Origin of the sequence: Mariniphaga anaerophila (genome assembly GCF_900129025.1) — a bacterium.
Taxonomy (GTDB): domain Bacteria; phylum Bacteroidota; class Bacteroidia; order Bacteroidales; family Prolixibacteraceae; genus Mariniphaga; species Mariniphaga anaerophila.
This window is the reverse complement of the sequence record NZ_FQUM01000006.1, coordinates 244158-259043: the sequence shown is the minus strand read 5'-3', so window position 1 is coordinate 259043 and position 14886 is coordinate 244158. Positions and strand designations below refer to the sequence as shown.

Below are 14886 nucleotides of genomic sequence, written 5' to 3'. Positions count from 1 at the left end.
AAGGGAGAATTGATTACCTGAAACCTTCCTCTGAAAAATCAATTCTGCCTTTTATCACGCTTTATCTGAAATATGTTTTTTTATTTTGTGGATCTTATTTTTCGAATAGAAAAGAATTGTTAAAATTTGCAGGAATGCTAAAAAGCTCGGGAGAAACTTGCCTGGGATGACATAGAACTCAGCCGGTAGTTTGTTTGAAAATAGGAGCTTGCCACACAGCGTTTAATCAGACTTTTGCAAAGAGATAATAACACTAAAATACAATATTTATGTACGGCCAAATGAAAGAAGACCTGCTGAAAACATTAGAAGAATTAAAGGAGCAGGGATTGTACAAAGCGGAACGAATAATTTCCTCGGCACAAGATTCAGAGATTCGTGTTACATCAGGGGAAACCGTGTTGAACTTCTGTGCCAACAACTACCTTGGGTTGGCAAAGCATGCGGAAGTGGTAAAAGCAGCTCAGGAAATAATGAATTATTGGGGATTCGGACTGTCCTCAGTCAGGTTTATTTGCGGTACTCAGGAAATTCACAAAGAACTGGAATTAAAGGTTTCGGAATTTCTGGGAACGGAAGATACCATTTTATACTGTGCATGTTTTGATGCAAACGGAGGTGTTTTCGAACCACTCCTCGGTGACGATTCGGCAATTATTTCTGACGAGCTGAACCACGCATCCATTATCGACGGCGTGCGGCTTTGTAAAGCGCAACGTTATCGGTATAAGCATTCTAACATGCAGGAGCTGGAAAACTGCCTGAAAGAAGCTGCCGGGGCAAAATACAGATTGATTGTTACCGACGGTGTTTTTTCAATGGACGGTGATATGGCAAAACTGCCAGAAATAGTGGAACTGGCCGATAAATACGATGCGTTGGTGATGGTTGATGATTCGCACGCCACCGGCTATGTGGGGAAAAACGGTCGTGGAACAGCAGAGCACTTCGGGTTGCTTGGGAAAATTGATATTATTACCACAACATTCGGAAAAGCGCTGGGAGGAGGAAACGGAGGATGTACTTCGGGACGGAAAGAAATTATTGAAATGTTGAGGCAGCGCTCACGTCCGTACTTGTTTTCCAACACGCTGGCGCCGGCAACAGTTGGTGCAACGTTAAAAGTGTTGGAAATACTTGGCGAATCGGATAAACTGCCTGCCAAAACCATGGAGAATGCCAAATATTTCAGGGATAAAATGGAAAAAGCAGGATTCGACCTGGTGAAAGGAAATACTGCAATTGTTCCGGTAATGATATACGACGAGCCGCTGGCTATAAAGTTTGCCGATGAATTACTAAAAGAGGGTGTTTACGTAATCGGATTCTGTTATCCGGTAGTTCCGCGCGGTAAAGCCCGTATTCGGGTTCAGCTTTCGGCTGCCCACAGTTTTGAAGAAATTGATACGGCTGTAGATGCTTTTATAAAGGTCGGGAAAGAGTTGAAAATTATTTAATTTCGAAAAGAAGGGGTGCTTCAAGTGGACACCCCTTTTTTTTGGCTATTGAAATAGTTCGTTTGTTTATTCTTTTGCAGACAATATTCACAACCAAACCCACTTAAAACACATTTGTTTAGGCGATAACTTTTTTCAGAAAAAAACTATTTGCCAGGCAAAAAAAGGCAGATTTACTTTTTCTTGTTTTCTGAAGTGTTGATTTTAAGTGGAATGTAAAGCGGACAGAACTTGAACAGCCCGGTAGATAGCGGAATCAAACCAACAAGTCCCCACCAACTATCAAAAATTACACCTACAATGGCAACTACCAAACCAACAATAATTCTCAACAACCTGTCAACAGAACCTACATTGCATTCCATAATACTGCTTTTTAGAATTTAAATACTTGAACGGTTTTTATCAAAATAGGTTTAAACTTGCTTGCCAAAATTACATCGGTGTTTTTTCGGCTACGTTATTTTTGCTGTTTTACACTAAAAAACCCGAAGTTTTCACTCCGGGTTTCCGTATCATTTTCAGTTGAACCTGTTTCGATTCAAATGTATATTTTATTCTCCTCTAACCGCTGCAACTCCCGGGAGTACTCTTCCTTCGAGGTATTCGAGCAAAGCACCTCCGGCTGTTGAAATGTAGGACATTCCATCAGCAAGATTAAATTTATTTACACAAGCAACTGAATCGCCGCCGCCAACCAATGAGAAAGCGCCTTTTTTAGTCGCTTCTACAATAGCGTCACCAATGGCTTTTGAGCCTGTAGCAAATTTATCCATTTCGAAAACGCCTACGGGGCCATTCCATAAAATGGTAGCAGAATTTTCAATTACTTCTTTGAATTTTGCGATACTTTCCGGGCCGGCGTCAAGGCCTTCCCAGCCTTCGGGAATTTCACCTGCAGCAACAACTTTGGTGTTGGCTTTTTCGCTGAAATCGTCAGCAGCAACAACGTCAGTTGCCATAATCAGGTTCACTCCTTTTTCTTTAGCAAGTTTTTCAATGTTGCGGGCTGTATCCAAAAAGTCAGGTTCGCAAATAGAACCGCCTACTTCGCCGCCATTGGCTTTTACGAAAGTGTAGGTCATTCCACCACCTAAAATCAGGTTGTCTACCTTGCTCAGCAGGTTTTCGATAATGGTAATTTTAGTAGAAACTTTAGCACCACCCATAATTGCAGTAAGCGGGCGTTTCGGATTTTTTACCACTTTGTCGAGACTTTCTACTTCGCTTTCAATCAGGTACCCGAACATTTTGTCATTCGGGAAAAATTTTGCGATGATGGCTGTTGACGCGTGCGCACGGTGTGCTGTTCCAAAAGCATCATTAATCCAGCAATCTCCGTTTTCGGCCAGTTGTTTGGCAAACTCTTCATCACCTTTTTGTTCTCCTTCGTGGAAACGCAAATTTTCCAGCATTAAAACTTCACCCGGTTTTAAAGCAGCAGCCATTTCTTTTACCTTGTCGCCAATGCAATCGGGAGCAAGTTTTACTTCAACGCCCAGCAGTTCGCTCAGATGACCTACCAAATGACGCATGGAAAATTTATCTTCAGGACCGTTTTTTGGCCTGCCAAAATGCGACATAATAATAGGAGAACCACCTTCTTCTATCACTTTTTTAATGGTAGGGAGAGCAGCCCTCATGCGGGTATCATCGGTAATTTCAAAATTTTCATTTAAAGGCACGTTAAAGTCCACGCGGATAAGCGCCTTTTTTCCTGAAAAATTGTAGTTGTGAATTGTTTGCATTTTATTCGTTTTTAATGAATTCGTGAAAATTTTATCAAAGATAAAAAATATATCTGGCTGAAAACGGTGGGGGTAACGAGAAATCTCCGAATTAAAAAATGTTTCACAAATGGGCAAATTGCATGCCCGAATGAGTGTTAAAACCACTATTTTTGGACTATGTTTTTTAAAGATATAATTGGTCAGGAAAAGATTAAAGAGCGACTTATCCGCTCTGTTAAAGAGGAGCGAATAAGCCATGCGCTAATGTTTACGGGGCCTGAAGGAACCGGAAAGCTGGCGCTGGCGCTGGCATTTGCGCAGTATGTTTCGTGCCGAAATCGAAAAGAAAACGACTCATGCGGGGAGTGTCCTTCGTGCCGAAAGTATCAGAAACTGGCTCATCCCGATCTGCACTTTGTATTTCCGGTTTTTCCCACAAAAGAGTTTAAAAAGCCAATTTCGGACGACTTCCTTCCAAAATGGCGGGAGATGGTTCATAAATCGCCTTACTTTACGTTAAGCCAGTGGCTCGGGTTTATTGAGAACGGAAATGCCCAGGGGCTGATTTACGAGCGGGAAAGCGATTCCATTATCCGGAAGCTGAATCTGAAATCGTTTGAATCGGAGTACAAAGTGATGATAATCTGGCTGCCCGAAAAAATGCACCAGTCGTGCGCCAACAAATTGCTCAAACTGATTGAAGAGCCGCCGAGCAAAACACTTTTCCTGTTGATTACAGAAGATGAGGAAGCGGTGATTACAACCATCCGCTCCCGAACCCAACTCATAAAGGTTCCTTTTATCGATAAAGAATCTATACGCTTGGCGTTGAAAGAAAATAGCTCAATCCCGGCAGAACAAATCGACGATGTAGTGGGGCTTTCCAACGGGAATTACATTACTGCACTGGAGTACTTAAATCCGGATGAAAGCACTGCCTTCTTTTTTGCCAAATTTCAGGAGATGATGCGATTTGCATATTTACGCAGGGTTTTTGAACTTACCCAGTGGGCCGAAGAAATGGCGGCACAGGGGCGCGACCGGCAAAAAGCTTTTTTTGCTTTTGCGCTGCGGCTTAGTCGCGAATATTTTGTGATGAACATGAATCGCCCTGGGCTAAATTACATGAAAAAGGAGGAGAGAGTCTGGGGAGAAAGTTTTGCGCCCTACATTAACGAAAGAAACATAATTCCTTTTGCCAAAGAGTTTGAACTGGGAATAAAACATATTTCCATGAACGGGAACGCAAAAATCATTTTTCTGGATACGGCACTCAGAATGGTAAGGCTGATAAAACGCTAGAATTATTTTAAAGTCTCATTTTTCAGCCAGGTTCGCCGCCAAATTCCTATTTATCATTATTTTTGTCCATTGTAGTGCGAAAAAATTAACGTATTTTCAAGTCTTCGCCTTATTCTGAAATGCAGTTTATGGAAAATCTGGATGCTATTGAACGGGGAATTTGCTCACACACCACCTGCGGTTGCGATAAACTGCATGTTACCGACTGGATGAAAGACATTCCGGAAGGGATGAATGAATCGAACATTGTTGAGGTGCGGTTTAAAAACACCCGGAAAGACTATTACAGGAATGTAAACCAGCTAAAACTGCAATCTGGTGACCTGGTGGCTGTTGAGGCTAGCCCGGGACATGACATCGGAATTGTTTCGCTAACGGGGGAACTGGTAGCCCACCAGTTGCGGAAATACCGGGCAACCATGGTAAATGGCGAATTGCGAAAAGTTTACCGCCACGCGCGTTCCATGGACATTGAAAAATGGAAAGAGGCAATTTCGCTCGAATATGAGACCATGTTACAATCGAGGCAAATTGCTGCCAGCCTTAATCTCGACATGAAAATAGGGGATGTGGAATACCAGGGCGACCGCACCAAAGCAATTTTTTACTACATCGCAGACGGGCGGGTAGATTTTCGTCAGCTAATAAAAGTGCTTGCCGATACTTTTCGCATTCGGGTAGAGATGAAACAGATTGGCGCGCGCCAGGAAGCAGGCCGGATAGGAGGAATTGGCCCCTGCGGCCGCGAACTCTGCTGCTCAACGTGGATTTGCAGTTTTGTTTCGGTAACAACCAATGCTGCCCGTTATCAGGAAATTTCGCTCAATCCTCAGAAACTGGCCGGGCAGTGTGGCAAGCTAAAATGTTGCCTCAATTTTGAAGTGGATTCCTACCTTGATGCACAACAGAATTTTCCTCCGCATAACATTCCTCTCGAAACCGAATTTGGCACCTATCAGTTTCTTAAATCTGACATTTTTAAAGGAATTTACTGGTACTCTAAAATAGACGATGCACCATCTGCATTGGTGGCACTGCCGGTTGAAACGGTGAAAAAAATACAGCGGATGAACCGTTCAGGCAAAAAACCCGAGAAGCTGATTTCTGAAGGGAAGGAGAATTCCCAAAATGCAGGAGATACTTTTCTCAATGTTGTGGGGCAGGAAGACATTAACCGTTTCAATAAGCCCCAAAATAAACAACGCAAGAAAAAACGACGCAAACCCAATCGGAATCCCAACGCCAACCAGGCTCAGGGCCGAAGCCGCAATAGAAATCCGAGAAAGCAATGAAAAAGATTATCAGAGTAGCCATTTTTCTGTTTGCACTGGCTGTTATTTTATACTCGTGCGATTCTTCGCGGGTTTTCGATCAATACCTCGAAATCCCCGATTCTGAATGGAACAAAGACTCGCTTAAAGTATTCCGCGTGCAGATAACCGACACGCTGGCAAACCACAATCTGTTGATTCAGGTTCGGAACGAAACCGAATACAACTACTCCAACTTGTGGCTATTCGTTGAAATAGCCCAACCCGGGAATAAAATATTAAAAGATACCTTCGAAATCGTAATGGCTGATCCTTCGGGACGTTGGATGGGCGAAGGTTTTGGCGGATTAAAAACGTTGCAGTCCGTGTACCGGCGAAATGTTTACTTCCCGGTTTCCGGAGAATACACCATCAGCTTGCAGCAGGGCATGCGCGACGAGGTTTTATCCGGCATTCATGACATTGGTATTAGAGTTGAAAAAGTGACTGGAAGTGGGCAAAAATAAACTGGCAAAATTCGAAGAAATGAAGGGCTTTGAACATGTGGTTCAGGCTCCTTACAACCAAGTAAAAAATAGCGATTCTCCTTTCAAAGGCAAATGGGGAAAGGAATTTTTTGGAAACGATAATCCGATTATTCTGGAATTGGGCTGTGGAAAAGGAGAGTACTCCGTAGAACTGGCGGAAAAAAATCCGGACAAAAACTTTTTGGGAGTTGACATCAAAGGGGCCCGGTTGTGGAAAGGTGCTAAAATAGCCGCAGAAAAGGAGTTGAAGAATGTGGGCTTTTTGCGTACCAACATTGAAATTATCGGCCAGTTTTTTGCACCGGAAGAGGTGGACGAGATCTGGCTTACTTTTCCCGATCCACAAATGAAGAAAACGCGGAAACGACTTACATCCACTTTTTTTCTGAAACGCTACCAACCGTTCCTGAAAAAGACTGGCGTCATCCACCTGAAAACCGACAGCAAATTTCAGTACTCGTACACCCGTGCGCTGGTTCATTTAAATGCATTTAACGTAGTTGCAGAGACCGATAATCTTTACGAATCTGAAATTCTGAACGACACGCTCCGCATTAAAACATTTTACGAAAAACAGTGGCTAAGCCGTGGAATTACAATAAAATACCTGGCTTTTCAGTTGAACGAAAAAGAATGGACGGAACCGGAAACGGGATTTGAAAAAGATGAGTACCGGAGCTTTGGCCGAAGTGCGCGAGACCTTTAATTAATAAATCAATCGGTTTTTATGAGTGATTTTTTTACCCGGGTTTACGAAGTGGTGAAATTAATTCCTTCGGGAAGAGTGACCTCTTACGGTGCAATTGCCAAATACCTAGGCACGGCCGGTTCGGCACGCATGGTGGGCTGGGCAATGAATGCCTCGCACACCCACTCCGGTTTTGTGCCGGCGCACCGGGTGGTAAACCGCAACGGAATGCTCACCGGTAAACATCATTTTGACACGCCAAATGCCATGAAAGAGCTTTTGGAAAACGAAGGAATTGAAGTGAAAGATGATCAGATCGTTCACTTCAAAAAATATTTTTGGGATCCGGTAACCGAGTTGGAAATGGAATAATTTCTAGCGCTTTACGTACTGTTCTTCGTAGTATTTTTGGTAGTCTCCCGACGTTACATTGTTTAGCCAATCTTCATTTTCGAGATACCAGCCGATGGTTTTTTCAATGCCTTCCTCAAACTGCAACGACGGTTGCCAGCCCAGTTCTTTCCTTAGTTTTGTGGCGTCAATAGCGTAGCGCAAATCGTGCCCGGCACGGTCTTTTACAAAGGTGATAAGCTTTTCAGATTCTCCTTCGGGGCGACCAAGTTTTTTGTCCATCACCCGGCAAATTATCCGAATGAGATCGATGTTTTTCCATTCGTTAAATCCGCCAATATTGTATGTTTCTCCTGCCACTCCTTTGTGATAAATAACATCGATGGCACGCGCATGGTCGTCAACCCACAGCCAGTCGCGTATATTTTCTCCTTTTCCGTAAACCGGCAATGGTTTGTTGTTTTTAATGTTGTGAATGAACAGGGGAATCAATTTTTCGGGAAACTGATAAGACCCGTAATTGTTGGAACAATTGGAAATAACAACCGGAATTCCAAACGTATCGTGATATGCCCGCACGAAATGATCGGAACTGGCTTTGGATGCAGAATACGGACTATGCGGGTCGTAGCGGGTTTCTTCGGTAAACATCCCCTCTTCGCCCAGCGACCCGTAAACCTCGTCGGTTGAGATATGATAAAACCTTTTCCCTTCTTTTTCTTTCCAGATGCTGCGGGCCGCATTCAGCAAATTAACCGTGCCGATTACATTGGTGTAAACAAATTCGGTGGGGTTAGAAATGGAACGATCCACATGCGACTCGGCCGCCAGGTGTATTACGCCATCGAATTGTCGCTCTTCAAAAAGTTTAAGAATAAAATCGCCATCAACAATATCTCCTTTTACAAATTCGTAGTTGGGGCTGTTCTCAATATCTTTCAGGTTGGCCAGGTTGCCAGCGTAAGTCAGCTTATCGAGATTAACAATTTTATATTCCGGATACTTGTTTACAAAAAGACGGACAACGTGCGAGCCAATAAATCCGGCTCCGCCAGTGATGAGGATGTTTTTCATATCTTCTGCAATTATTTTATTAATACACGAGGAATTAGAACGTTAGAATTTCGTTTTTCGCCTGTTCCTGTTCCATTTTTTTGTGAAGTTAAAAAATCATTCCAAATATTGGAAATAACAAACTTTAATAGCCGCACTTTGTCCATCGTTTTAAGCAGCCTTCGGTTCAAACGATTTCTTCTGGTAAATGAAAAGCTGACCAAATAAGCCAGCTTTTTCAATCCCGGATTACAAAACAGAACTATTGATCCGGCTATTTATTAGTACTTTTTTACTTAATTCCTCTGACGTGTTTTTCCCACTTCCAGGCTGAGCTCAATGTTTCTTCGAGGTTTTTTTCGGCTTTCCAGCCCAGTTCTTGGTTTGCAAAAGTGGTGTCTGCCCATATTTTTTCGATGTCGCCGGCACGACGGCCAACAATTTTGTAGTTCAGTTTTACTCCGGTAGCTTTTTCAAAACCTTTTACCATTTCTAACACCGACACTCCGTTGCCTGTGCCTAGGTTGAAAACTTCGTAGTTTTTCTTATTGTCTCCGTTTAGCAACCGTTTGATGGCAACCACATGCGCTTTTGCCAAATCCACAACATGAATATAATCGCGAATTGCAGACCCGTCGGGCGTATCGTAATCATCTCCAAATACTTTTAGCTCCTCGCGAATTCCTGCTGCGGTTTGTGTAATAAACGGCACAAGGTTTTGTGGTACACCCAATGGCAGCTCGCCAATTAAGGCAGAAGGATGCGCTCCTACCGGGTTAAAATAACGAAGGGCAATTCCGCAAAGCTGTGGGTTTGCAAAAATGGTATCGTGCAAAATATCTTCGTTTACCCTTTTTGTATTTCCGTAAGGCGATTCGGCGTCTTTTCGCGGAGTTTCTTCGGTTACAGGAAGTTTGTTGGGTTGCCCGTAAACAGTGCACGACGATGAAAATACAATGTTCCGAACGCCATATTTTATTTGGCATTCCAGCAAATTCATCATCGTAACCAGGTTGTTCCTGTAGTACAGCAATGGTTTTTCTACTGATTCGCCCACGGCTTTAGAAGCAGCAAAATGTATGATGGCTTCAATCCCGGAATTCCGTTGGAAAAAATCATCGGTTTTCTTTTGGTCGGCTAAATCAAACTGTTCGAAATATGGCTTTATCCCTGTAATTTTCTCGATGCTGTCGAGAACTTCAATGCTCGAGTTGGAAAGGTTATCTACCACGAGCACTTCGTAGCCCGACTCCTGCAACTCTACTACTGTATGCGAACCAATGTATCCGGTTCCGCCTGTCACCAATATTTTTTTACTCATTTTTTCGATTTTACCGGTAAATTTAAACATTTTACATGCAGCCGAAAAACAGAATTTTGTTGTTCCCCATTTTTTTGATAAAACTTAACCTTTGCCCCAACAGCTATTTTCTTAATTTTACACCTGCAAATCAATCAACATGAAATTAGGCAAATACATCCAACATCTTCTGCTTGAAAACGAAACAGTTATTGTGCCCGGCTTCGGTGCATTCATTTCTGAGTATAAACCGGCCCGGATAGATAAAAAATCGGGGGAAATGACACCGCCTTCCAAGGCAATTTATTTCGATTCTAAAATCAAAAATAACGACGGGCTGCTGGCAGATGAAATTGCCGCAGACGAACAAATTTCGGAATCAGAAGCGCTACAGAAAATTGGCGAAGAGCTGGAAGAAATTTATTACCATCTGGATAAAGGCGATAAAGTTACCATCGAAAATACAGGAACCATTTTTTATAATGAAAATCGTGAAATTCAGTTTACCTCCTCTGAAAAAGAAAACCTGCTGCTGGATGCATTTGGATTGGATGTGACTTCAACAAAGGAGGAACCGGAAGAAGTTGACGAAGAAGTTAGCGCTCCGGTTATTACTGCTGAAAATGACGAAGAAGCGGAGCCGGATGAGAATCCGATGGCGGCATTCAGGCAGGCTGAACCGCAGCCTGAAGAACCAACACAAAAGAAGAAAAGAGGCTGGTTGTGGTTTTTGCTTATTCTTATTCCGGTTGCTGCGGCTGGTTTTTTTATCCTGAAAAAAGAGAGACAGGAGCCTCCGAAACTCGTTGAAATAATTGTTGAATCTCCTGCCCAGCAGGAAGAACCACCTGTTTTGGCTACAGATTCTGTTGCCACGCCGGCAATTGACTCGGTAAAGACCGAGCCCGGAACAATGGATTCATTGAACTTTGTTAAGATCGATTCTTCGAAATTTTACCTTGTAGGCGGTAGTTTTGTGGAAGCAAAAAATGCCGAAGAATATTTTCAACACATGAAAGCGAAAGGATTTGAACCGTTCTTTTTGGGCAAACGTGGGAACTTTTTTCTGGTAGGGCTGGAAACCTACAACAACGAAACAGAAGCATACGGCGCACAATATAATTTTTTGGATAAACACCCGGGTTCGGGAGTGTGGGTGCTGGCACCTTAGTAAGTAGCCAAAAACAATTTCAAACCATAATACTATGTTAGACTTAGGATTTGTGAGCGCCATTCTGGCCGAGAAAAATTTTGAAGAGGTGATAGAATTCGCCTCGAAAAACCAGTTTAAGTGTGTGGAAATTATGTGTTGGCCGGTGGGTAAGGCAGAACGCCGGTATGCAGGAGTAACCCACATTAATGTTGATGAAACCGGCGATGAAGATGTGGCAAGTATCCGAAATATACTCGGGCTGAACAATGTGTACATCTCCGGACTGGGTTATTATCCTAATCCGCTTGATCCCGACGAAAAACAGGCGGAAGTTTACATTGAGCACATCAAAAAAATTATTCGTACCGCCGCCCGGCTGGGGGTTGGAGTAGTAAATACTTTTGTAGGACGCGACCCGGCAAAAAGCGTTGAAGACAACCTGAAAAAGTTTGCAGAAGTCTGGCCGGGAATCATAAAAGTGGCTGAAGAAAACAACATAAAAGTAGGGATTGAAAACTGCCCGATGTTGTTTACCCGCGACGAGTGGCCCGGCGGTAAAAACCTGGCTACTACTCCCGCCATCTGGGAAAAAATGTTCGAGATTATTCCAAGTCCGGCATTTGGGCTAAACTACGATCCTTCGCACCTGGTTTGGATGCAAATGGACGAGGTAAAACCCATTTACGATTTTCATGAAAAGCTGTTCCACATTCACCTGAAAGATGTTAAAGTTTATCCGGAGAAATTAAATGAAGTAGGAATTATGGGCTATCCGCTGGATTACCATTCCCCGAAAATTCCCGGGTTGGGCGATGTTAACTGGAGAGGATTTTTCTCTGCACTTACTTCGGTTAAATACCGCGGCCCCGTTTGCATTGAAGTAGAAGACAAAGCTTACGAAGGCTCGGAAAAAGATATTGAATCGGCCATTTTAACCAGCCGGAATTACATTAAACAATTCCTGGCATAAAATTATTATGAGTACGAATTGAATCCGCAGATCTCCTGAACAGGTTTGCGGATTTTTTTGCGCTGTTTGTAATCATCCGGCGGATAGCCTAAAGTTATTACCAACCCTATTTTTTTGCTTTTGGGAACATTCAGCAGTTTCTTTATCTTCTTCCCGTTAAACCACCCGATGATGCAGGTTCCCAATTGCAGCTCGGCTGCCTGCAAACAGAAATGAGCTGCTGCAATTCCGATATCATACTGAACGTATTCCTGATTTTTTACCAGCCCGCCTATTTGTGCAATCAGTTTTGCTTTTTCAATTATCAAGACAGCTATTACCGGGGCTTCCTGCGCAAATTTATTGAATGATATTGTTTTACTGAAAGTCGCCTGAGCCACTTCGTTTTTCAGTTCAGGGTTATCAACAACTATTAATTTCCAGGGTTGTGAGTTGCAGGCCGATGGCGCCAGATGCACTGCTTCGATGAGTTTTTCGATCTTTTCGCGCTCAACCGGTTTGTTCTGGTATTTTCGAACACTCTGGCGGCTGTGGATTAATGCTTCAAACGATATCATTTTACCCGAATATTTTTCTGAAAACTTCTTCTACGCGAGATACTCTTTCTATTTCGATGGAGAACTTGGATCCGTCAAAACCTTTATTCAGCGCAGGAATAAAAATTCGTTGAAATCCCAGTTTTGCAGCTTCGGCAATGCGTTGTTCGATGCGGCTCACTCCGCGAATTTCACCGGTAAGCCCAACTTCTCCGGTAAAGCAAAGCTGGTGGTCAATGGCAATATCGATGTTCGACGAAAGAATGGAACAGATTACGGCCAGGTCGGTGGCCGGGTCATTTATTCGCAACCCGCCGGCGATATTCAGAAAGACATCTTTTGCAAGCAGTTTAAAACCGGCCCTTTTTTCGAGTACCGCCAGCAACATGTTCAGCCGGCGTAAATCGAACCCGGTGGAAGAGCGTTGTGGCGTTCCATAGGCAGCCGAACTAACCAGCGCCTGAATTTCTATAAGAAACGGGCGGATTCCTTCGATGGTGGCAGCCACTGCAGTGCCACTTACATCGTCGCTTATTTTGGAAATAAGCTGTTCAGACGGATTCAGGATTTCCCGCAATCCATCGCCCCGCATTTCAAAAATGCCCAGCTCGTTGGTAGAGCCAAAGCGGTTTTTGCTGGCACGAAGTATTCGATATAAATAGTTGGTATCGCCTTCAAACTGCAACACTGAATCCACAATGTGTTCCAACACTTTTGGCCCTGCAAGGCTTCCTTCTTTATTAATATGGCCGATTAAAATTACAGCAACATGATTTTGTTTGGCGTACTTCAGAATAGCCGAAGTGCACTCGCGCACCTGTGTTACCGAACCCGGCGAAGATTCTAAATTTTCTGAAGCGAGAGTCTGGATGGAATCGATAATGAGCAGTTCCGGTTTTACCTGCCCAGATTGCGCAAGCACATTCCCAAGCGAAGTTTCGCTTAAAAACAGGCAATTGCTGCCGTACATTCCCAGTCGGCCTGCCCGCAATTTAATCTGTTGCAAGCTCTCTTCTCCGGAAACATACAGAATTTTTTTGTGGGTCATTCCCAACGCCATTTGCAGTACCAACGTAGATTTTCCGATGCCCGGCTCACCTCCCAGCAGCACAATGGAGCCGGGAACAATTCCGCCCCCCAGCACGCGGTCGAACTCGGTAATTCCGACCTTAATGCGTTCCATTTTTTCGGTGGTTACCTGCTCCAGGGTGAGCGGCTGACTGCCAATTGCAGCATTTACTGCGGCTGCCCCCGGTTTCTTTTTCTCAACAATTTCTTCGACAAACGTATTCCATCCACCACACGAAGGGCATTTTCCCATCCATTTTGGCGACTGGGCGCCGCAGTCCTGGCAAATGTAAACCGTTTTTGTCTGAGCCATTAATCGAGGTTTTTAATTCGTGCAATCAATTCTGAGGTGGAAATTCCGGAAACCAGATCCAACCGTTCTACTTTCCCGTTATTCTGCAAAACCGTTTCGTGACCGGCAATTTCGTGCAACTCGTATTCTTTTCCTTTTACCAGAACGTCCGGCACAATTTGCTTTATTAGCCGGGCAGGGGTTTCTTCAGGAAAAATAATTACTGCATCCACAAACACAAAAGCCGCCAACAGACTGGCGCGCGCATCAACATTCAAAACCGGTCTGCCGCGTCCTTTCAGCAGTGTTACCGACTCATCTGAATTCAGCCCTACAATTAAATGGGTTCCCAGTGCAGAAGATTTTAGTAACGAATCTACATGCCCGTGATGGATAATATCAAAACATCCGTTTGTAAAAACAACGGAGTCTCCCTGCGCTCTCCATTTTTTCAGGGTTGGTTCAAACGACTCAAAATCAGTGAATATTTTTGTCTGGATATCAAACTTCATAGTCCTTTTGCAACTTTGCCCCAAAAGTAATAAACCTGAGTGGTTTCAAAATGCAATTTTAGAAATTATTCCTACTTTTACCTGTTCCAAAAGAAAACTGAAAAATGAATTACATCGATATTATTCTGGGTATAGTACTGCTGGTTGCTGCCATTGGCGGATTCAGAAAGGGGCTGGTTTCAGAGCTGGCATCGCTGGCGGCATTAATTCTGGGCATTTGGGGAGCCATTGAATTTTCGTACATAACTTCTGATTTTCTGACTGAACATTTCAACCTCGAAACCGACTATTTAAACATCATTTCTTTTGTGGTAACGTTTGTTGTCATTGTAATTCTGGTACACGTTGTGGGGAGTTCAGTAAACAAGCTTATTGAAGTTGCCATGCTTGGCGTGTTGAATAAGTTGGCAGGACTGGTATTCGGCATTCTCAGATCGGCACTTGTGCTAAGTATAGTTTTGCTGGTTTTCGACAAAATTGATGAAGATGTAAAAATTATTTCAAATGAAGCGAAAGCTGAATCAAAGCTTTATGAACCCGTTCGGAAACTGGCTCCGGCTATTTTCCCATTCATCAGAAACTGGGACAATTCCGAAAACGGGAAGGATGAAAACGAAAACGTTATTGACCAGATAAAAGACGCGTTTAAAGCGTGAGGTGGATACCGGAAATAACT

Annotated in this window: 16 protein-coding genes; 9 read left to right on the top strand and 7 right to left on the bottom strand. The window is 43.4% G+C overall.

Annotated elements, in window-relative coordinates; all coding sequences use genetic code 11:
* Positions 1–269: 269 nt before the first annotated feature.
* Positions 270–1457: a glycine C-acetyltransferase gene (locus tag BUB08_RS13900; protein WP_073002489.1), complete on the top strand. Its 1188-nt coding sequence runs from the start codon at positions 270–272 to the stop codon at positions 1455–1457.
* A gap of 173 nt (positions 1458–1630) precedes the next feature.
* Here BUB08_RS13900 and BUB08_RS13895 read toward each other — a convergent pair whose 3' ends face one another.
* Both BUB08_RS13895 and BUB08_RS13890 read right to left on the bottom strand, forming a co-directional pair.
* Entirely contained in the window at positions 1631–1822 is a 192-nt protein-coding gene (locus tag BUB08_RS13895; RefSeq protein ID WP_073002488.1) for a YgaP family membrane protein, read from the bottom strand.
* Positions 1823–2011: 189 nt separating this feature from the next.
* Positions 2012–3205 (bottom strand): phosphoglycerate kinase, encoded by a 1194-nt coding sequence (locus BUB08_RS13890; RefSeq protein WP_073002620.1) that lies wholly within the window; start codon positions 3203–3205, stop codon positions 2012–2014.
* 159 nt (positions 3206–3364) lie between these two features.
* Between BUB08_RS13890 and BUB08_RS13885 the strand changes: the two genes are divergently transcribed.
* The 5 genes from BUB08_RS13885 to BUB08_RS13865 all read left to right on the top strand — a co-directional run bounded on the left by BUB08_RS13885 (position 3365) and on the right by BUB08_RS13865 (position 7347).
* Complete coding sequence (locus tag BUB08_RS13885) at positions 3365–4489, top strand: DNA polymerase III subunit (RefSeq protein WP_073002487.1); 1125 nt, start codon at positions 3365–3367, stop codon at positions 4487–4489.
* Between the two features lie 128 nt (positions 4490–4617).
* Positions 4618–5781, top strand: a complete 1164-nt coding sequence (locus BUB08_RS13880) for a PSP1 domain-containing protein (protein ID WP_073002619.1) — start codon at positions 4618–4620, stop codon at positions 5779–5781.
* On the top strand, positions 5778–6266 hold the full coding sequence (locus BUB08_RS13875; RefSeq protein ID WP_073002486.1) for a gliding motility lipoprotein GldH: 489 nt from the start codon (positions 5778–5780) through the stop codon (positions 6264–6266). The genes BUB08_RS13880 and BUB08_RS13875 overlap by 4 nt, the downstream gene beginning before the upstream one ends.
* A gap of 19 nt (positions 6267–6285) precedes the next feature.
* Positions 6286–6993: a tRNA (guanosine(46)-N7)-methyltransferase TrmB gene (gene trmB, locus BUB08_RS13870; protein WP_245820205.1), complete on the top strand. Its 708-nt coding sequence runs from the start codon at positions 6286–6288 to the stop codon at positions 6991–6993.
* Between the two features lie 21 nt (positions 6994–7014).
* On the top strand, positions 7015–7347 hold the full coding sequence (locus BUB08_RS13865; RefSeq protein ID WP_073002484.1) for an MGMT family protein: 333 nt from the start codon (positions 7015–7017) through the stop codon (positions 7345–7347).
* Between the two features lie 3 nt (positions 7348–7350).
* Here BUB08_RS13865 and rfbB read toward each other — a convergent pair whose 3' ends face one another.
* Both rfbB and galE read right to left on the bottom strand, forming a co-directional pair.
* The gene (gene rfbB / locus BUB08_RS13860) at positions 7351–8400 is read right to left on the bottom strand and encodes a dTDP-glucose 4,6-dehydratase (RefSeq protein ID WP_073002483.1); all 1050 of its coding nucleotides are present in this window, start codon (positions 8398–8400) and stop codon (positions 7351–7353) included.
* Positions 8401–8671: 271 nt separating this feature from the next.
* The gene (galE, locus tag BUB08_RS13850; protein ID WP_073002618.1) at positions 8672–9700 is read right to left on the bottom strand and encodes a UDP-glucose 4-epimerase GalE; all 1029 of its coding nucleotides are present in this window, start codon (positions 9698–9700) and stop codon (positions 8672–8674) included.
* Positions 9701–9839: 139 nt separating this feature from the next.
* On the opposite strand from galE, the gene BUB08_RS13845 reads away from it, so the two are divergent.
* The gene (locus BUB08_RS13845; protein ID WP_073002481.1) at positions 9840–10850 is read left to right on the top strand and encodes an HU domain-containing protein; all 1011 of its coding nucleotides are present in this window, start codon (positions 9840–9842) and stop codon (positions 10848–10850) included.
* Between the two features lie 34 nt (positions 10851–10884).
* Positions 10885–11802 (top strand): sugar phosphate isomerase/epimerase family protein, encoded by a 918-nt coding sequence (locus BUB08_RS13840; RefSeq protein WP_073002480.1) that lies wholly within the window; start codon positions 10885–10887, stop codon positions 11800–11802.
* Between the two features lie 5 nt (positions 11803–11807).
* On the opposite strand, the gene BUB08_RS13835 is transcribed toward BUB08_RS13840, so the two are convergent.
* The 3 genes from BUB08_RS13835 to BUB08_RS13825 are packed head-to-tail and all read right to left on the bottom strand — an operon-like array spanning position 11808 to position 14210.
* A complete protein-coding gene (locus BUB08_RS13835) occupies positions 11808–12359 on the bottom strand; it encodes a nitroreductase family protein (RefSeq protein WP_073002479.1) in 552 nt (183 codons plus the stop codon).
* A gap of 1 nt (position 12360) precedes the next feature.
* On the bottom strand, positions 12361–13719 hold the full coding sequence (radA, locus tag BUB08_RS13830) for a DNA repair protein RadA (RefSeq protein WP_073002478.1): 1359 nt from the start codon (positions 13717–13719) through the stop codon (positions 12361–12363).
* Positions 13719–14210 carry an adenylyltransferase/cytidyltransferase family protein gene (locus tag BUB08_RS13825; RefSeq protein WP_073002477.1) on the bottom strand — a complete coding sequence of 164 codons (492 nt, stop codon included), beginning with the start codon at positions 14208–14210 and terminating at the stop codon, positions 13719–13721. The genes radA and BUB08_RS13825 overlap by 1 nt, the downstream gene beginning before the upstream one ends.
* 104 nt (positions 14211–14314) lie before the next feature.
* Between BUB08_RS13825 and BUB08_RS13820 the strand changes: the two genes are divergently transcribed.
* The gene (locus BUB08_RS13820) at positions 14315–14866 is read left to right on the top strand and encodes a CvpA family protein (protein WP_073002476.1); all 552 of its coding nucleotides are present in this window, start codon (positions 14315–14317) and stop codon (positions 14864–14866) included.
* The last annotated feature ends 20 nt before the right edge of the window (positions 14867–14886 follow it).